The following is a 17,341-nucleotide window of genomic DNA, read 5'->3' as shown; positions in this document are numbered from 1 at the left end:
CTGGAGTGAACAGAATTACCCTTTAGTACATGATAGGCACAGTGATACTGAGTCTGAGAAACGTAGTGCATGGGGCTTATCTACTTCGGCTTCAGCATAAATTACCCAAGGATGTTCTGCGGCAATTTCCAATACGTCTGATGTTAGCTTTTCCAGCAGTGAAAAACGGTTGTCTTCTACCAGTTTGATAATTCGTTTGGTAATGATTTTATAATTTAATGCATCTTCCATATCATCTGAGTCTGTTGCTTGCTCGGCGTTGTAATGAATTTTCACATTAACGATAACGTCTTGTTTGTTCACTATTTCATCTTCATTAATACCAATGTAAGTGCGTAACCTGAGGTTTTTAATTCTGATAGTGGCTGGATTCAGCTTCATTTATTGTCACTTCCTTAAAATTCGCGAAATGTTGTTTAATCGTTGTGTTTTCAATAGGTCTATTATCTGCTAGTTTGTGGACCAACATCAAATAATCCAATGTGAATCTATATGGAAACTAAGTCGCCCACTGCGATTAAAGCAATATTAGTGTTAGCCTGTATTGTTATTATATTAGCTGGTATTAAAGCAGCCAGTACAATCGTAGTTCCTTTTCTTTTATCTATTTTTATAGCGATGGCGTGTCATCCAATAATCCATTGGGCTTCTAAATACAAGGTTCCTCGTTGGTTATCAGTGATACTAGTTATACTGTTAATTGTGATATTTGGATTTATGTTAGCAGGTTTAGTGGGTAACTCCATGGCCGAATTTCGTGAAAATATTCCCCAATACAAACAACAATTAAGTGATGAGCTAGTATGGATAACCAGCAAGCTTGAAACTCTGTTTAATATTGAAGTAAACAGTGATTTGCTCGTGTCTTATTTAGATCCCGGCATCGCCATGAGTATGGCCACTAATATACTCACCAGTTTTGGCAGTGTACTGACTAACTTTTTATTAATTATTTTAACTGTCGTGTTTATGCTTTTTGAAGCTGATTCGGTGCCTAAGAAAGTGCACATTGCGCTGGATGATCCATCCATGAAGATTCAGCAAATAGATAAGTTTTTAGTGTCGGTTAAAAATTATTTAGTAATAAAAACCATCGTCAGCATAGGCACTGGCGTGGTGATTGGCCTTTGGTTATATTTCTTAGGCCTAGATCACTTTATGTTATGGGCGGTGTTAGCGTTTCTATTGAATTACATTCCAAACATTGGGTCGATTATTGCGGCTGTCCCAGCGGTATTGCTGGCATTTGTACAATTGGGCCCTGGTGTGGCTGGACTCACCGCCATTGGATATGTGGTCACCAACACTGTTATGGGTAATGTAGTTGAACCGAAATTTTTAGGCAGAGGCTTAGGCTTATCCACTTTAGTGGTGTTTTTATCGTTAATTTTCTGGGGATGGTTATTAGGCACTGTGGGCATGCTGTTATCGGTGCCTTTGACTATGATCGTAAAAATAGCATTAGAGTCCAATCAAGATAGTCAGTGGATAGCGGTCTTGCTCGATAGTGAAGATATTCCAGATGAAAAAGAAGATGAAGCTGAGCTCAATCAGGCATCCGAGTAAAGGTCATTTCAATTTTGGCTCCACCTAGTGTGGAGTCAGTAATTTCCATTTTACCGTGGTAAGCAGAGATTAAATCGGTGACCACCGCCATACCAATACCTTGACCTTCTTGATAACTGTCTAAGCGTTTTCCTCGGTGCAATAATTCTTGGCGATGTTGCGGCTCAATGCCGTTGCCGTCATCTTCCACTGTAATGCGCAACACTGTATTGGTTTGTTGTGCAGACACTTTGACTTTAGACTTTGCCGCTTTACAGGCGTTATCCATTAAATTTCCGAGTAATTCCATTAAATCAGTTTGGTCACCTTTGAACTGGCAATTCTCTGCTATTTGTAAGCTAATCGATAAATCTTTATCAGCATGCACTTTAGCCATTGCTGATTGTAGTTTTTGAACAATCGGCAATACCGAAACTGCCTGATCCCAGCCACTGCCAGCACCGGCAACGGCACGTTTTAATTGGCGTTGAATAATATTATTTATTTGTGATAAAGGTTCATTGGCTGAGCTGGGCAGATTCGGGTTACCGGCAAGCACAGCTAAAGGGGTTTTTAAGCTATGGGCTAGATCGCTAAGACTATTTTTATAGCGACTACGTTGCTGCTGTTCGGTATCGAGCAGGTGATTGATACTGCGTTTTAGTTTTTCCAATTCAGGCGGGTAGGTTTGTTGTAAGCGTTCTATATCACCTTCCTCGGTCTTTTTGATTTGACCAATCAATGTGTTTATTGGGCTCAAGGCCATATTTAAACTGGCTATTAATACGATCAAAAGTAACAAGGCTAAAAAGCCCAGCCAATACCAAAGGGTATTGGAAAAGGCATCCCGCTCTTTTTCAAAGGTGAGTTTATCTTGCACAATAAAAAAGCTGACGGGCTCAAAATCTACATTACCTTCAAACTCAGCGGTATAGGAATACAGGAAATAATCAGCGTCCAAACTAAATTCAGCTAAAAATATTTCTTTACCAATAATTGGGGCGTCTAACTGAGGTTGTTCTGACCAGTTTAAAGTGGATAAAGACTGCCACACAACATCATCGTTTATTTTAATAAATGCATACAATCCAGAGCCAGGAATGTTGAGCTTGTCGTTAAACAGTTGTTCAGGCATTTCAGGCTCACCGTCTACCATTTCAAATTCAGAAATAAGGGTGAGACTTTGCACCCGCAATTGTTCGAGCATAGATTGACTGAGACTATCCGTGTAGGCTTGTTCTAAGGTCATTGCGCCTAAAGGAATGAAAAGTAGCAGTGCCAGCAAGGCGGCCGCAAAACTTCTGAGGCGCAACGATAACCTGATCATAATTCTCGATTGATTCGGTAGCCGCGTCCGCGCAGGGTTTCAATTGGTTTATAATTATTTTCTGGATCTAGTTTCTTACGTAAACGCCCGACAAACACTTCTATCACGTTACTGTCTAAATCAAAATCTTGATCATATATGTGTTCAGTCAATTCCGTTTTAGAAACTATTTTTTGTGGATTGAGCAAAAGGTACTCCAACACTTTGTATTCATAAGCCGTGAGCTCTAAGGATTGCCCGTTTACAGCGACTTCTTCGGCTGTGGTGTCGAGTGTTATAGGACCTTTTTCAATAAGCGGATTGGCTTGTCCTGAGGATCTACGAATCAGCGCTTTTGCTCGGGCGAGTAGTTCTTCATTGTGAAAAGGTTTAGTAAGATAATCATCTGCTCCAGCATCTAAACCTTCTACTTTTTCCTGCCAACGATCCCGCGCTGTCAAAATCAGAATAGGGCAGGTGACATCGTTTTTACGCGCATTTTTTATAACATCAAATCCGTCAATTACAGGTAGACCTATATCGACTATGGCCAAATCGTATGGGTGTTCAGCTAACAAATAGCTTGCTTTGGCACCATCATCGGCTAAATCGACACTATAACCATGTTGTTGTAATAACTGATCTAATTGGGTTAACAGTCTACTGTCATCTTCCACCACAAGAATACGCATTATTTATCTCTACTACGTTGTTTGGTTATCTTACCTGAACGTTTATCGACATCTACAGTGACCACTCGCCCATTTTTCTGTAAAACTTTGACCTTATAGGTATTTTTACTTTGGTTAACACGCAATACTCGACCGTTAACCTTTTGCAGCACTCTATTTGCAGCTTGGGCTTTATCAATGTTGTCTTTTGATGTTTCTTGGGCTGACACTTGCCCGCCGAAGCAAAGAGCAAGGGTCATTAATAAGAAAATCAATTTACCTCTGATGTGCACAATCAAAATGGGTTCCTGATTTGTTGGCGTTTTTATGATTACAAATAGTTTAATGTCTTACTGGTGATACCTTCACTTTTACTTTCACTGTATTACCTGGGCGCGAATGCATAAAGGTTTCATAGGCTGCACCTTGATAACGATATTTTACGTTATAACCTTTGATTTTTCTTACTTTTTTTGCAGGCTCATATACGGTCTCACAATGTTGGGTCACTCGAGTGCTGTATTGCGGCCCTTGCACGCTATTACCAATTGCGCCGCCGATAATGGCGCCTGTTACTGTGCTCCTGCGGTTGTCGCCAATCACATTTCCAATCACACCACCAATTACTGCGCCGGCAATTGTTGAGTTTGTGCGCTGACGATGATCGTTGCTGTAGCGAACTGTTCGTTCAACAGGGTAACACTGCTGTATGGGGTGTTTTACCGTCGAGTATTGATATACCGGATCGACCCGAACTACTTTTGCATAATCATAACGGGTATCGGCTAACGCTTGACCAGCAGAAAAACCGAAAAGTAATGTGGCAATTGAGATGTTTTTTAGATTTAACATTTTGTCTCTCCTTTGAAATCTTAGGTTCATAATAGGAGAGACTAACTGAACTATAACTGAACTAAACCTTATCGGTTAGTTAAGCATTGGGGTTTAAACGGATTGTAGGTTTCTGTTGTGCAATGGGTTAACGCAGGTAGCTGAAATCGTACTGTTTCTATTGTTAGTGTAGATGTGTATTTCCAAATCTATGTTTTTCAATTTGTACCAAAGGTCTAAGTTATCAGCGCTAGGGCAAATAATTCGTTGTATATACTGTTCTTGAACGCCTTTGGCTAAATCTAGTTTTTGGGGAATTTTGATGAACGCTCTGACTTCTCCAAAAGACGCATTCGAACCTTGATAGTCCCAGTCTCCTAAATGCAAAGCGGTGTAAAACGTTCTATCCACACTTTCCAACGTTTTTGGGTCAGCTTGATAGCTGTCTTTATCGGCGAATCGAACAATTTTCATTGAGAAGAGTTGATTACAAGCAGAAATACTCAACATGATCACAGCCAGCAAAAAAGCTCTTTTGATCAATTTAATCGTAAACTTATGTGTGTTTTTCATTCACCACCCCTTCGTTACTCAGGGTATCGGCTAGTAATTCATAAGCTTGAGTGCTGCGATGTAGCCAAGTGTCTAATCCTTTTTCACATAACAGCTTTCATAATGGCCGCAGTTAAGTAGATAAGAAAGAGGTTGGCTAAGAATTGGAACGCAGGCTTTTATCGTTAATCGAAGTCGACTTTTTTTCGCAGAGATTTGGTTTTTCCGGCTTTTTTCTTACTTTCTACTCGGCGAACTTGGGATGACTTTGTGGGTTTAGTCGCCCGTCTAGGTTTGGGTTTTTCGCCGGCTTTTTTAATAATTTCTATTAAACGAGTAACGGCATCTTCGCGGTTTTGTTCCTGCGTGCGGTAGTTTTGAGCTTTTATCACCAAAATGCCGTCATTGGTTATCCGGCTGTCGTTACTATTGAGCAAACTTGTTTTGTAAAACTCAGGCAAAGTAGAGGCGTTAACATCAAAACGAAGGTGGATTGCGCTGGAGACTTTATTCACATTTTGTCCGCCAGCGCCTTGGGCACGAATAGCATTCATTTCAAACTGATCGTCAGATATGCTGAGGTGTTCGGTTATGCTTATTAGTGCCATGATTATCTGCCTAAGGTAAGGTTTGTGAAAATGGTTTCACGACTACACTTTTGAAAACTCCGGCCCCAATGTACGGATCGCTATCTGCCCATTGTTGAGCATCAGACAAACTATCAAACTCAGCAATGATCACCGAACCGGTAAATCCTGCTTCACCAGGAGTTGGGCTATCAATTGCCGGACAAGGACCGGCAATGACCAAACGTCCTTGTTGTTTAAGTGACTCCAATCTTTCTAGGTGAGCAGGGCGCACACTCAGTCTTAAAGGTAGACTATTGGCTACGTCCTCTGCGTAAATGACATACAACATTGAATTATCCTTCTTATCAAATTAGTTATTTATGGGTAGCCGCTTTCATCTCACAGACAAAGCTTGCAAGTTGTTCTAGCATTTTACTCGGATTATCGAGGTTTTGTTCGATAATGTTCACCGTAGCTGAACCGGAAATGGCGCCTGCTGCGCCTGCCGTTATCGCTTCAGTTACTTGTGCTGGTTTTGATATTCCAAAACCTAACAAGGGAGGAGCGACTTGGTATTGAGTTAGTTTAGCAATTAATTCGTCGGCGGGAATAGTCGCGGCTGTCTCTGCACCCGTTACACCAGCTCTACCAAGTAAATAAGTATAGCCAGACGACTTACGACCAATTTCGGCTAAGGTTTCGTCACTCGCATTTGGCGGCGCGATGAGAATTTGATTGATATTATTGCTTTCCGCTACGTCTATAAATCGCTGTGCTTCGCGCAGGGGAACATCGGCAATTAGAATCGAATCTACTCCAGCAGCGTTAGCCGCCTGATAAAACTCAGTTAAGCCTTTTTTAATGACAAGGTTGCTATACAGCAGCAGTCCAATTGGCACCTCTGGAAAAATATCGCGAATTTGTTTAATCACATCAAAACAATCTGATGGCGTTATTTTATTCTCCAAGGCGCGAATACTGGCTTTTTGAATCGTAGGGCCATCTGCGATGGGATCTGAATAGGGAATACCTAATTCCAACGCATCGGCACCGCTTTCTACTAGTGTTTTAATGATATTAAATGAGGTTTGTTTATCTGGATCCCCAAGCATTACGAAGGGGACAAATGCGCCTTGGTTAGCTTTATTCAGGCGTTCAAACATGTTGTCGTAACGGCTCATTTTTGTTCTCCCAAAATATTGTAAACGTGGGCTAAGTCTTTATCACCTCGACCAGATAGATTCACCACTATGATAGTTTCCTCTTCTGCTTCATCTGCCATATTGAGGGCATGGGCAAGGGCGTGTGAAGACTCAAGCGCCGGAATAATCCCTTCTTTGCGAGCAAGTAATTGGAACGCGTTTAATGCTTCGTCATCGGTAACTGCCGCATACTGTGCTCGACCTATGTCGTGTAAATAAGCATGCTGAGGACCCACTGCAGGGTAATCTAAACCAGCAGAAACTGAATAGGATTCTTCAATCTGGCCGTCGTTATCTTGCATAATGTAACTGTATGCACCATGTAACACACCTTTACTACCTGTGCAGATAGCGGCACCGTGATCCGGTGTGTGAATGCCTTTACCCGCAGGCTCTACACCAATTAAACTCACACTAGGTTCATCAATGAAATCAGCAAACATACCTATGGCATTTGAACCACCACCTACGCAAGCCACAACGGCATCGGGTAAGCGTCCTTCTTTTTCCATGATCTGCGCACGGGTTTCTTCACCAATCATTCGATGAAATTCACGTACGATAGTCGGGAAAGGATGAGGTCCGGCAGCCGTACCAAGTAGATAGTGGGCCTTGTCATAGGTGGCTGACCAATCACGCATCGCTTCATTTACCGCATCTTTAAGAGTACCTGAACCGGCATTGACGGGGATGACTTCGGCACCCATTAGGCGCATACGAAACACATTTGGTGCTTGACGCTCTACGTCTTTGGCACCCATATAAATACGTGCTTTTAAGCCCATAAGCGCGCAGGCTAAAGCTGTTGCCACACCGTGTTGGCCAGCACCCGTCTCAGCGATTACTTCGGTTTTGCCCATACGTTTGGTTAATATTGCCTGTCCCAAAACTTGATTGGTTTTATGGGCTCCACCGTGTAATAAGTCTTCGCGTTTTAAATACAGTTTTACTTTCGGGTTACTCACTAGATTTTTAGTAAGAGTCATCGCTGTTGGGCGGCCCGCGTAGTCTTTTAATAAGCCGTTAAATTCTTCCACAAAGCTGGGATCATTTTGCGCATCTATAAAGGCTTGTTCAAGTTGATCTAAAGCGGGAATAAGTAACTCTGGTACATACATACCACCGTATTCGCCAAATTTACTGTCTAAGTGATTCATGTTGCTCTCTTATGTCTATATTTGTTTTAACGTTATTATTTGTCTGTAAGCTATTAGCAATCGTTGCATGATTAAACTTCAGTAGCGTCGTAACAGATCAAATAATTGTGCAATTTTTTGTTGATCTTTAATGCCTGGGGCGGATTCCACCCCCGAATTTGCATCTAGCCCTAGTACGTTAGTTGCTCTGGCATCTTGAATGTTTTGAGGAGTCAGCCCGCCAGCTAATATGACATTATTGTTATCTGGCAATTGGGATAACAACTGCCAATCAAATTGTTGTCCTGTGCCGCCGGATTGCTCGCCGACTTTGCAATCTAACAAAATCCTATCGACGTTCTCTAAATCCATAACCGGTAGGCTATTTGTGACCCCAAATGCTTTCCAAATTTCACAATTGGGCTGTAATTGAGTACGCAACGCATCAATAAAAGTTTGATCTTCTTGTCCGTGCAATTGTACCGCAGTTAAATTTAATTGATTGGCATATTCGACAATGGTGTCGATAGTGTTGTTAACAAAAACGCCCACATAATGAAATGGTACCGAATCGACAATTTGTTTTGCGCTTTGCAGAGTAATTGCGCGCGGCGACTTTTCAGCGAAAATTAAGCCGCCATAGATTGCGCCACAGCTGGCAATAACTTGGGCATCTTCGACTCTAGTGATGCCGCAAATTTTAACCTCACCGAAAAGTAGTTTTTTAACTGCACTGATAACGTCGAGTTCTTGCATCACTGAACTGCCGACCAAAAATCCGTCTACTAATGGGGCCAGTCGGCGCACATCTTTATTGGTATAAATACCGGATTCAGATATCACTACACATTCGTGCTTACTTTGTTTTATTAGAGGAACTAGTTTTTCGGTAGTGGCTAAGTCAGTACTTAAATCACGTAAATTACGGTTATTGATACCAATAATTTTAGCCCCCAAAGCCAAGGCTCTATGAGCCTCTTCTTCGTTACTGACTTCCGTCAATACATCAAGTTGATATTGCTCAGCTAGCTCAGCAAGTTGAGCATATTCTTCATCGTTGAGTACCGACAGCATAAGCAGTACAGCATCGGCATTGTGATGACGGGCCAAATATATTTGATAAGGGTCTACAAAAAAATCTTTATTTAAAACCGGCTGGCTAACGCGTTGGCGCACATATTCTAGGTATTCAAATTTACCTTGAAAGTACTTTTCATCGGTTAATACTGAAATGCACGCAGCATATGGACCATAGGCTGCAATAATCTCATCGAGATTAAAATCATCGCGAATCAAACCTTTCGATGGTGAAGCCTTTTTACATTCGAGCACATAGCCTGCATTTGGTTTAGATAACGCTTGATAAAAACTGCGATCTGAAGGAGTCAAATTATCTTTAAATGATGAAAGCGGCAGATCTAATTTACGTTGCACCAATTCTTCACGTTTATTGGCGACTATTTTTTCTAATACATTTGCCACTTATTGTGCTCCTTGTTGACTAGTGTTGGCGGCAGATAAAATGGTCTCTAATGCTTGTTTGGATTGCATGGCCTCAACCGCTATTTGCGCACCTTGTTCATACGTGGATGCGATACCTGTCAACTTCAACAAAGCGCCGGCGTTCATCGCGACCGCGGATTGGTGGGCAAGCTGTCCTTTACCGGTTAATACCGCCTCTATTAGTGCTTTATTCTCTTCAGGCTCTCCACCTTTTATACTTTCAAGTGAGTGCTCTTGTAGACTAAAATCAGCAGGCGTTAATGTGTATTCGTTAATCTCGCCATTTTTTAATTCAGCCACTTGAGATGGACCGTGCAAGGCTAATTCATCTAAGCCACTACCATGCACTACCAGCGCATGCTCATAGCCCAACAATTTTAGGGTTTTGGCAAATGGCATGACCCATTCAGGAGCGTATACCCCGATCATCATATGTGTCGGCTTGCCTGGGTTGGCCAACGGGCCGAGTAAGTTAAACAGGGTGCGGGTTTTTAAGGTGGTTCTGACTGGCATCGCAAACTTAATTCCTGCATGATAATTTGGTGCAAACAAGAAACATAAATTTGCATCATCTAAGCAGTTTCTCGCAGTCTGCGCACTCATACTAAGATCCATGCCGAATTCTCGAAATAGATCCGCGGAACCGGATTTACTGGAAACACTGCGATTGCCATGTTTTGCCACTTTTACACCACAGCTAGCGGCCACAATTGCGGCGGCTGAGGAAATGTTGATGGTGTTGTGACCATCGCCTCCGGTTCCTACAATATCTGCAAAGGGATAATCGGGACGAGGGAAGGGCGCTGCATTATTGATTAACGCTGCCGCTGCACCAGCAATTTCTGCTGGCTTTTCACCCTTTATTTTAAGGGCGGTTAACATCGATGAAATCACGATGTCATTTAACTCGCCTTTCACTACCATTGAAAATAAGGCTTCGCAATCTTGCTGTGATAAATCCTGACCTAGGTATAACGATTCCAAATGGGAAAGAGTATTGATAGTCATATTTATGCCTTTTGCGTTAAATAACGAATACTTTGTTCAAGTAGTTGACTTCCATGAGAGGTCAAAATCGACTCAGGGTGAAATTGGAAGCCCAACATTCTGTCGGCAGGATGATACACACACATGGGAATACCTTCAAAGTTAGCTATTACATTTAGTTCTTTTGGAATGTCACTGACTACCAATGAATGATATCGTGCCACTGGCAGTGGATTTGCTAGGCCACAGAAGAGTGCGCTGTTGTCATGCTGGATGTATGACGCTTTGCCGTGCATAACTTGTTCAGCTCTAATCACTTTTCCACCGTATGATTTAACAATCGCTTGATGGCCTAAACAAATTCCTAGTACTGGAAATTGACCTTTAACAAGCTCGATGAGTTCGAGTAAACAACCGGCTTGTGATGGCTCTCCTGGTCCGGGTGATAACAATAATAATACTTCTGAATTTTCTGCTTTTTGTTGCATTTGAGAATAGATCATTTGAGCAGAAACTGAATTTCGATAAATAATCAGCTCCATTCCCATACCACGTAACTCATCTACTAGGTTGTAGGTAAAGGAATCATAATTATCCAGCAGAAACACACTAATTGGACGGCTCATAAATTATTCTCCTTAGCATGGGCACTGACAATCGCGGTAATAACCGCTTGTGCTTTGCCTCTGGTTTCGTCTGCTTCAGATTGTGGATCTGAGTCGTACACCACGCCTGCGCCAGCCTGGATATAAGCAATATTGTGTTTGACAAATGCGGAGCGAATTACGATACAAGTATCCATGTCGCCATTGCCATTGATATAACCCACTGCACCGCCATAACTTCCTCTGCGTTTTTTCTCTACTTCACGGATAAGCGATGCTGCACTGACTTTAGGGGCACCTACTAGCGTCCCCATATTCATGCAGGCGGCGTAAGCATGCAGTGCATCTAAGTCATCTCGTAATTGACCGACTACACGACTGACTAAATGCATTACATGGGAATATCTATCTACTTTTAAAAGATCTTTTACGAAGCGGGTACCGGGTTGGGAAACTTTTGCTACGTCATTTCGGGCTAAATCAACAAGCATTAGGTGTTCGGCTTTTTCTTTTTGGTCTTCACGTAGATTAAGCTCAATTCGACTATCCAAATCTACATTGATACTGCCATCAGCATGTTTTCCTCTGGGGCGAGTACCTGCAATCGGATATATCTCAATTTGATTACTCTGTTTATCGTATTTGAGTGCCGACTCGGGGGAGGCGCCAAACATACAAAAATCGTCATCTTGTAGAAAGAACATGTATGGACTTGGATTTTGTTTCTTTAGATTGGCATAAGCTGCATAGGGAGAAGGACAAGGTAATTTAAACGTGCGCGAAGGAACAACTTGGAAAATATCGCCAGCCAAAATATGTTCTTTAAGATTTAACACATCCTGTTTGTATTCGTCATCTGACTTATCCACCTCTAACTTCATCTCAATACCGACCGGCGTTGATTGCATGGGTTGTTGTTTGAGTTGTTTTAATTGGCTGATGATTTCTTCTAGTTGTTGACTGACTGAAAAGTAACTACTGCTTACATTTTTGCCACTAAATACTGTGCTAATGACTTCAGTGGTTTGTAATTGATGGTCTATCACGAGCAATGATTGGGCTAGGTAAAAAACAAAATCAGGGCAGGTATTTTCGCTGTCGGGCACCTCGGGTAGGGATTCAAAACTGGCTAAAAGGTCGTAAGCGAATGCGCCGCCTAAAAATAAGTTTTGAGGATGTTCACGCAAGCAATGAATATTTTTGACAATTAATCGCAATGCATCAAATACGGCCGGTGCTTTTAATCGAGTGTCTTCGTCAAGATTCGAATCGGGTATCGAAAACGTTAATTTCAGGGAGGTGTTATTCGAGTCTACTTCAACTTCAACGCCTGCAGGTATGTGCTGTTCAAATAACGGTAACACAGAGGCACCATTTTCATTTAACCCTTGAATGAGCACGGTGTGACCATGGCAAGTTAATTTTAATGCGGCATCCAACAAGATTAAACTCTTTAAGTTATCCTTACTGTCAATCTCCGCCGACTCAAGCAATAACGTATTGGTTTTGCTTTTGCACAACTGTTGATAGGCGCTGAGAGGGTCAGCAACATAGGGACCATGTTTAACAATGGTTTCGGCTATTCCGGGTTTTTCACTTAATTGAGTTAAACTCATGTTTTACTTCTCAAGTTTGATTTTAATTTTAGCGCGTTGCGGGCAGATACGAAAAAGGCCCGATAAACGGGCCTCTTAATAATTATTTGCTACACACACAAACACTCACAGCCCGCTAGTTAGGGATGTGCCACCACCAGATTTTGCTATTTGTGGAATGAATTGTATTTGTCATGTGTTTAAATTCACTTTGTAAACTGTAATTAAACCTTAAAATAAGGCTGTCTATTGACTTTTTTTGAGAATTTATCCAACTCCCAAGGCATTTAACCTGAATATTTTGTGGCGTTTAACATATAATAACGCTATCACCCTTATAGAAGAAAACAATTCGCTCGTTGTGTCAATACATTGGACGATAAAAAGTTTAAAATTGCCTAATTAAAGCGTTATATGATAGAAGCCATGAAAATAGATTTGCATTGCCATAGTAGTTATTCAGACGGTCGATTGACTCCCCAGGAGCTGTTAGATCGTGCTCACAATATGCAAGTAGATGTACTGGCATTAACTGATCATGACACTGTTGATGGGGTTCAAGAACTTAAAGATCATCAACAACAGTGTAAACGTAAATTAGCCGTGATTGCTGGTGTTGAATTGTCAACAAGCTGGCATGGATTTGATATTCATATTGTTGGTCTTAACGTGGATCACAACGACCCAGTATTTTTATCTCGACTTGCACAGCAGAGTCAAAGTAGACAAGAACGGGCGCTAAAAATAGCCAATAAATTAGAAAAAGCGGGTGTACCTGATGTGTATGAAACCGCAAAAAGCTTTGCTGGCGTTGGACAAATAACCCGTGCTCATTTTGCTAGAGCATTGGTAAAACTTAATGCTGTCAGCAGCCTAGAAAATGCTTTTAAAAAGTATTTAGGGAAAGGTAAAAAGGCCCACGTAAAACCTGAGTGGATAAGCATCGAAGAAGCGGTGACTTGGATTCAGGATGCCGGCGGACAAGCAGTTTTAGCCCACCCAGGACATTACGACATGACCGCAAAGTGGTTGCGTCGATTGGTGGCTGAGTTTGCCCTATCAGGCGGCGATGGGATCGAGGCTAATCACATGCATTTAGCTGCAAGCAAAAGGGAATTGCTGGTGGAATTAGCCATCGAACATCAGCTGCTGGCCTCTACAGGGTCGGATTTTCATTATCCGAGTCGCTGGACGGAGCTAGGGAAAAGTTTAGCCATATCAGAGCGTTTAACGCCTGTGTGGCATGATTGGAAAAACCTCTCAGAACTAAACAATAGAATAGGAAATTAGCGAAAACTTATGAGTCAGTATTTTTATGTTCATCCTGATAATCCTCAGCAACGGTTATTGCGCCAAGCCTGTGAAATTATTCGAGCTGGTGGCGTGATTGTTTATCCCACAGATTCTGGCTACGCAATTGGGTGCCAAATGGAAGACAAGTCTGCCCTTGAACAAATTTGCAGGATACGACAGATTGGCAAAGATCATAACTTTACTTTGATGTGCCGTGATATGTCTGAATTGTCGAACTACGCTAGGGTTGATAATACCGCCTTTCGTTTGATTAAGAATAATACGCCAGGGCCATATACTTTTATTCTAAAAGCCACTAAAGAGGTACCAAAGCGGTTGCAGAACCCAAAACGTAAAACAATAGGTATTCGAGTGCCCGATAACATCATAGCGCTGCAATTGTTAGAAGAATTAAACGAACCCTTAATGTCCACGACCTTGATTTTACCCGGTGAAACTCAGGCCGAATTTGATCCTGAAGATATTAGAGACAAATTAGAACGTCAGGTCGATTTGATTATTAATGGTGGGTACTTAGGTGAGCAACCCACCAGTGTGATCGACATGTCTGAGGGGGGGATTGATATCATCCGCGAAGGCAGTGGCGACACTAGCGTATTTGGTTGAGGCGAATTAGCCAATGACCCAAGAGTCAGCGCCGAATAAAGCACCTATTCAACAGCCATTGCCCCTTGCATTCGTCAATGGCGAGGCAATGATTGATAAACCGGAAGATTTATATATTCCGCCGGATGCTTTAGAAGTTATTTTAGAAGCGTTTGAAGGGCCATTGGATTTACTTTTATATCTAATTCGCAAACAAAAATTCGATATAGTGAATTTGCCAGTGCTACAAATTACCCAACAATACATGGAATATGTTGAGGTAATGAAAGAAATAAAGTTGGAGTTAGCCGCTGAATATTTGCTGATGGCAGCGATTTTAGCCGAAGTCAAATCGCGACTCTTATTGCCTAAACGACCAGACGCCGAAGAAGATGAAGATGATCCTCGCGCTGAATTGATTCGTCGTTTGCAAGAATACGAAGCGATAAAGTTAGCAGCCCAAGAAATTGATGGGCTACCTCGAATGGAAAGAGATCTGTTCAGCGCCAGTGCTACACCGAACGAGCATGTCGCACCAATAAAAATACAACCTGAAGTGAACTTACAAGAACTCGTATTAGCGTTTCAATCGGTGATGAAAAAAGCCAAAGCCTTTGAGCATCATCAAATTGAAAGGGAAGTCTTGTCGACTCGAGAACGAATGAGCAAGATTTTAGAATTATTAGATGAAAAAGACTATCTTGGTTTTGAGACCTTATTTTTTGTATCGGAAGGAAAAGCTGGAGTAGTAGTGACTTTCTTAGCAATATTGGAGTTGGTAAAAGAGAGTTTGGTAGAATTGGTACAAGCTCAACCTTTCAGTCAAATACATCTGAAACTGCGTAATCGAGAAGAGGGTGTATGGCAAGATTAACCGATGAACAGTTAAAACAACTTGTTGAAGCGGCCATTTTTGTTGCCGATGAGCCATTGAGCAAAGATAAATTACAGACCACAGTGTTAGAAGGCCTCAGGGTGTCGAATAAAAAGCTTGATGCCGCGTTAGCTGAGCTGAAATTAGACTATGCCCCGCGAGGGATTCAACTGATTGAGGTCTCATCTGGCTTTCGGTTTCAATCGGTGGATAGCTTGAGCCCTTGGTTAAGCAAATTGTGGCAAGAACAAGCGCCGCGCTATTCTCGGGCGCTATTAGAGACTTTATCTTTGATAGCTTATCGTCAACCGATAACCCGAGGAGAGATAGAAGACGTGCGAGGGGTTTCAGTCAGTAGTCACATTATGAAAACCCTAACGGAAAGAGAATGGGTGAAAGTGGTTGGTCACAAAGAAGTGCCAGGGCGACCTTCGTTATATGCAACAACTAAAGGGTTTTTGGATTACTTTGGGATTAAAAGTTTAGCTGATCTACCGCCCATGCAAACAATTGAAGTGCTTCCTGAGTTGGAGCAAAAAGAACAAGACGAACAGCGACTAAAAACAGTGGCTGAACATATGACATCAGACACAGCGTCCCAAGAAACAGCGATAAATTTGGCTGAACTAGGACCAAATAAAGAGCAAATACATTAATGAGTGAAAAACTGCAAAAAGTACTGGCAAACGCTGGTCAAGGATCCCGTCGTGAGATGGAAAAGTGGATAGAGCAGGGACGTATATCGGTAAACGGTAATGTCGCTACTTTGGGAGACCGAGTAGAAAATACCGATCAAATACGAGTGGATGGTCAGTTGTTAGCCTTGGCCCAAGAAAAGCCGGTGTGCCGCGTGCTGATGTACAACAAACCCGAGGGAGAATTGTGTAGTCGCAAAGATCCTGAAGGTCGCCCCACAGTGTTTGACCGCTTACCTAAAATTCAGAATGGTCGCTGGATTGCGGTAGGTCGCTTGGATATTAACACCAGCGGACTACTATTATTTACTAACGATGGTGAACTGGCTAATCGATTAATGCATCCTAAGCATGAAATCCAAAGAGAGTACGCCGTTCGCGTGTTTGGTGAAGTTGATAGTAAGATGATAGCGCTATTGAAAAAAGGGGTAGAGTTGGATGATGGTATGGCTAAATTTACTACCATATCTCGTCGTCCTGGGGATGATGAAAGCCTAAACTCTTGGTTCAATGTTACCTTATCTGAAGGACGTAATAGAGAAGTTCGTCGTCTATGGGAGTCGCAAGGCGTGCAGGTCAGTCGCCTGATTCGGGTTAACTACGGTGGTTTAGAGTTGCAAAAGCGCTTACCTCAAGGTGGCTGGATAGAATTAACCTTAGATGAGCTTAATCCGTTGCGTAAATCTGTACAATTACCCAATGAAACTGAAAGTTTGATCAATGAAAAGCGTAACAAGCTTGATCACGTTAGGATTAGTCGCATGCGACGCTCAGTCAAAAAGCATAAATTGAATAAGAATTTAAAAAGAAGAAAATAACAATTTAAAAAATGCGAAAAAAGCACCTTTTGATTAAATTCGAAGGTGCTTTTTTTATGCTCTTAAGTGAGTTACAAGGAAATAATGAGTAAACCAATTGAACAGGCCAAGCCTACTGACCACACCAAACTTCTCAGTACGTGGATATCTAACCAATAACAAATAGCATAAATTAAACGTGAGATAACAAATCCAATCGCTAGGTATTGAGCGATATCACCCACGTTTTGCGTAATTAGCGCCGTTAATGCACCGGGTATAAACATGATTAGTGCTTCAAAACTATTTTCGTGAACGGCTTTGGCTCGCGCACCAAAACCGGTGAGTTTACTCTGTTGCGCACGAGGGTTTCGATTGTCATAACCTCCCTGCTTATTCTGCGCAATGGCTAAAGGTGCTTTGAATACAATTGGCATAATAGTGGCAATGATTAAACAGATGATAATAGTCGTCATGAGATACTCACAATGTGAACCTGATTGTCTAAGTATAACGTTAACATCTAAATATTTGTTTAAACAAATACCTTTTTAATTATCACCGATTTATGTGT

Annotated in this window: 21 protein-coding genes; 6 read left to right on the top strand and 15 right to left on the bottom strand. The window is 41.8% G+C overall.

Annotated elements, in window-relative coordinates; genetic code table 11:
- Positions 1–15: 15 nt before the first annotated feature.
- Positions 16–381 (bottom strand): dihydroneopterin triphosphate 2'-epimerase, encoded by a 366-nt coding sequence (gene folX / locus VUI23_RS12495; protein WP_216048461.1) that lies wholly within the window; start codon positions 379–381, stop codon positions 16–18.
- A gap of 111 nt (positions 382–492) precedes the next feature.
- On the opposite strand from folX, the gene VUI23_RS12490 reads away from it, so the two are divergent.
- Positions 493–1,566, top strand: a complete 1,074-nt coding sequence (locus tag VUI23_RS12490; RefSeq protein ID WP_303500815.1) for an AI-2E family transporter — start codon at positions 493–495, stop codon at positions 1,564–1,566.
- On the opposite strand, the gene VUI23_RS12485 is transcribed toward VUI23_RS12490, so the two are convergent.
- From VUI23_RS12485 to VUI23_RS12425, 13 genes are all read right to left on the bottom strand, one after another.
- Positions 1,547–2,872: an ATP-binding protein gene (locus tag VUI23_RS12485; protein ID WP_342804559.1), complete on the bottom strand. Its 1,326-nt coding sequence runs from the start codon at positions 2,870–2,872 to the stop codon at positions 1,547–1,549. The two genes, VUI23_RS12490 and VUI23_RS12485, sit on opposite strands and share 20 nt — an antisense overlap.
- Positions 2,869–3,543, bottom strand: a complete 675-nt coding sequence (locus tag VUI23_RS12480) for a response regulator transcription factor (RefSeq protein WP_216048464.1) — start codon at positions 3,541–3,543, stop codon at positions 2,869–2,871. Before VUI23_RS12480 ends, VUI23_RS12485 begins: the two co-directional genes overlap by 4 nt.
- The gene (locus tag VUI23_RS12475) at positions 3,543–3,815 is read right to left on the bottom strand and encodes a PepSY domain-containing protein (RefSeq protein ID WP_303500821.1); all 273 of its coding nucleotides are present in this window, start codon (positions 3,813–3,815) and stop codon (positions 3,543–3,545) included. The genes VUI23_RS12480 and VUI23_RS12475 overlap by 1 nt, the downstream gene beginning before the upstream one ends.
- A gap of 49 nt (positions 3,816–3,864) precedes the next feature.
- Positions 3,865–4,374, bottom strand: coding sequence for a glycine zipper 2TM domain-containing protein (locus tag VUI23_RS12470; protein WP_342804558.1), 510 nt, complete (start codon positions 4,372–4,374; stop codon positions 3,865–3,867).
- A gap of 93 nt (positions 4,375–4,467) precedes the next feature.
- Positions 4,468–4,926, bottom strand: a complete 459-nt coding sequence (locus tag VUI23_RS12465; RefSeq protein WP_216048466.1) for a hypothetical protein — start codon at positions 4,924–4,926, stop codon at positions 4,468–4,470.
- Positions 4,927–5,090: 164 nt separating this feature from the next.
- The gene (arfB, locus tag VUI23_RS12460) at positions 5,091–5,513 is read right to left on the bottom strand and encodes an alternative ribosome rescue aminoacyl-tRNA hydrolase ArfB (RefSeq protein ID WP_216048467.1); all 423 of its coding nucleotides are present in this window, start codon (positions 5,511–5,513) and stop codon (positions 5,091–5,093) included.
- Positions 5,514–5,523: 10 nt separating this feature from the next.
- Positions 5,524–5,823, bottom strand: coding sequence for a YciI family protein (locus tag VUI23_RS12455; RefSeq protein WP_216048468.1), 300 nt, complete (start codon positions 5,821–5,823; stop codon positions 5,524–5,526).
- Positions 5,824–5,848: 25 nt separating this feature from the next.
- Positions 5,849–6,655 carry a tryptophan synthase subunit alpha gene (gene trpA, locus VUI23_RS12450; protein WP_342804557.1) on the bottom strand — a complete coding sequence of 269 codons (807 nt, stop codon included), beginning with the start codon at positions 6,653–6,655 and terminating at the stop codon, positions 5,849–5,851.
- Positions 6,652–7,833: a tryptophan synthase subunit beta gene (gene trpB / locus VUI23_RS12445; RefSeq protein ID WP_216048470.1), complete on the bottom strand. Its 1,182-nt coding sequence runs from the start codon at positions 7,831–7,833 to the stop codon at positions 6,652–6,654. Before trpB ends, trpA begins: the two co-directional genes overlap by 4 nt.
- A gap of 78 nt (positions 7,834–7,911) precedes the next feature.
- Complete coding sequence (gene trpCF / locus VUI23_RS12440; RefSeq protein ID WP_342804556.1) at positions 7,912–9,294, bottom strand: bifunctional indole-3-glycerol-phosphate synthase TrpC/phosphoribosylanthranilate isomerase TrpF; 1,383 nt, start codon at positions 9,292–9,294, stop codon at positions 7,912–7,914.
- Positions 9,295–10,323, bottom strand: coding sequence for an anthranilate phosphoribosyltransferase (gene trpD, locus VUI23_RS12435; protein WP_342804555.1), 1,029 nt, complete (start codon positions 10,321–10,323; stop codon positions 9,295–9,297).
- Positions 10,324–10,325: 2 nt separating this feature from the next.
- Positions 10,326–10,928, bottom strand: a complete 603-nt coding sequence (locus VUI23_RS12430; protein ID WP_216048473.1) for an aminodeoxychorismate/anthranilate synthase component II — start codon at positions 10,926–10,928, stop codon at positions 10,326–10,328.
- Positions 10,925–12,523, bottom strand: a complete 1,599-nt coding sequence (locus tag VUI23_RS12425) for an anthranilate synthase component 1 (protein ID WP_342804554.1) — start codon at positions 12,521–12,523, stop codon at positions 10,925–10,927. The genes VUI23_RS12430 and VUI23_RS12425 overlap by 4 nt, the downstream gene beginning before the upstream one ends.
- Before the next feature lie 405 nt (positions 12,524–12,928).
- Between VUI23_RS12425 and VUI23_RS12420 the strand changes: the two genes are divergently transcribed.
- From VUI23_RS12420 to rluB, 5 genes are read left to right on the top strand one after another with little or no spacing between them, the layout of a single operon-like run.
- Complete coding sequence (locus VUI23_RS12420; protein ID WP_303500810.1) at positions 12,929–13,792, top strand: PHP domain-containing protein; 864 nt, start codon at positions 12,929–12,931, stop codon at positions 13,790–13,792.
- A 9-nt stretch (positions 13,793–13,801) separates the two neighbouring features.
- A complete protein-coding gene (locus VUI23_RS12415) occupies positions 13,802–14,422 on the top strand; it encodes an L-threonylcarbamoyladenylate synthase (protein ID WP_216048476.1) in 621 nt (206 codons plus the stop codon).
- A gap of 13 nt (positions 14,423–14,435) precedes the next feature.
- Complete coding sequence (locus VUI23_RS12410; RefSeq protein ID WP_216048477.1) at positions 14,436–15,275, top strand: ScpA family protein; 840 nt, start codon at positions 14,436–14,438, stop codon at positions 15,273–15,275.
- Positions 15,263–15,931 (top strand): SMC-Scp complex subunit ScpB, encoded by a 669-nt coding sequence (gene scpB, locus VUI23_RS12405; RefSeq protein WP_342804553.1) that lies wholly within the window; start codon positions 15,263–15,265, stop codon positions 15,929–15,931. The genes VUI23_RS12410 and scpB overlap by 13 nt, the downstream gene beginning before the upstream one ends.
- Positions 15,931–16,788, top strand: a complete 858-nt coding sequence (gene rluB, locus VUI23_RS12400; RefSeq protein WP_216048479.1) for a 23S rRNA pseudouridine(2605) synthase RluB — start codon at positions 15,931–15,933, stop codon at positions 16,786–16,788. The genes scpB and rluB overlap by 1 nt, the downstream gene beginning before the upstream one ends.
- Before the next feature lie 71 nt (positions 16,789–16,859).
- Here rluB and VUI23_RS12395 read toward each other — a convergent pair whose 3' ends face one another.
- Positions 16,860–17,243, bottom strand: a complete 384-nt coding sequence (locus VUI23_RS12395) for an MAPEG family protein (RefSeq protein ID WP_216048480.1) — start codon at positions 17,241–17,243, stop codon at positions 16,860–16,862.
- Between the last annotated feature and the right edge of the window lie 98 nt (positions 17,244–17,341).

Source organism: Alteromonas sp. M12 (genome assembly GCF_037478005.1).
GTDB lineage: Bacteria > Pseudomonadota > Gammaproteobacteria > Enterobacterales > Alteromonadaceae > Aliiglaciecola > Aliiglaciecola lipolytica_A.
Note: the sequence above shows the minus strand (reverse complement) of the source record. Positions and strands in the feature narration are given on the sequence as shown.

Coding starts and splice junctions, on each gene's coding strand:
- folX (WP_216048461.1), bottom strand. CDS start 381: ATGAAGCTGAATCCAGCCACTATCAGAATTAAAAACCTCAGGTTACGC.
- VUI23_RS12490 (WP_303500815.1), top strand. CDS start 493: ATGGAAACTAAGTCGCCCACTGCGATTAAAGCAATATTAGTGTTAGCC.
- VUI23_RS12485 (WP_342804559.1), bottom strand. CDS start 2,872: ATGATCAGGTTATCGTTGCGCCTCAGAAGTTTTGCGGCCGCCTTGCTG.
- VUI23_RS12480 (WP_216048464.1), bottom strand. CDS start 3,543: ATGCGTATTCTTGTGGTGGAAGATGACAGTAGACTGTTAACCCAATTA.
- VUI23_RS12470 (WP_342804558.1), bottom strand. CDS start 4,374: ATGTTAAATCTAAAAAACATCTCAATTGCCACATTACTTTTCGGTTTT.
- VUI23_RS12465 (WP_216048466.1), bottom strand. CDS start 4,926: ATGAAAAACACACATAAGTTTACGATTAAATTGATCAAAAGAGCTTTT.
- arfB (WP_216048467.1), bottom strand. CDS start 5,513: ATGGCACTAATAAGCATAACCGAACACCTCAGCATATCTGACGATCAG.
- VUI23_RS12455 (WP_216048468.1), bottom strand. CDS start 5,823: ATGTTGTATGTCATTTACGCAGAGGACGTAGCCAATAGTCTACCTTTA.
- trpA (WP_342804557.1), bottom strand. CDS start 6,655: ATGAGCCGTTACGACAACATGTTTGAACGCCTGAATAAAGCTAACCAA.
- trpB (WP_216048470.1), bottom strand. CDS start 7,833: ATGAATCACTTAGACAGTAAATTTGGCGAATACGGTGGTATGTATGTA.
- trpD (WP_342804555.1), bottom strand. CDS start 10,323: ATGACTATCAATACTCTTTCCCATTTGGAATCGTTATACCTAGGTCAG.
- VUI23_RS12430 (WP_216048473.1), bottom strand. CDS start 10,928: ATGAGCCGTCCAATTAGTGTGTTTCTGCTGGATAATTATGATTCCTTT.
- VUI23_RS12425 (WP_342804554.1), bottom strand. CDS start 12,523: ATGAGTTTAACTCAATTAAGTGAAAAACCCGGAATAGCCGAAACCATT.
- VUI23_RS12420 (WP_303500810.1), top strand. CDS start 12,929: ATGAAAATAGATTTGCATTGCCATAGTAGTTATTCAGACGGTCGATTG.
- VUI23_RS12415 (WP_216048476.1), top strand. CDS start 13,802: ATGAGTCAGTATTTTTATGTTCATCCTGATAATCCTCAGCAACGGTTA.
- VUI23_RS12410 (WP_216048477.1), top strand. CDS start 14,436: ATGACCCAAGAGTCAGCGCCGAATAAAGCACCTATTCAACAGCCATTG.
- scpB (WP_342804553.1), top strand. CDS start 15,263: ATGGCAAGATTAACCGATGAACAGTTAAAACAACTTGTTGAAGCGGCC.
- rluB (WP_216048479.1), top strand. CDS start 15,931: ATGAGTGAAAAACTGCAAAAAGTACTGGCAAACGCTGGTCAAGGATCC.
- VUI23_RS12395 (WP_216048480.1), bottom strand. CDS start 17,243: ATGACGACTATTATCATCTGTTTAATCATTGCCACTATTATGCCAATT.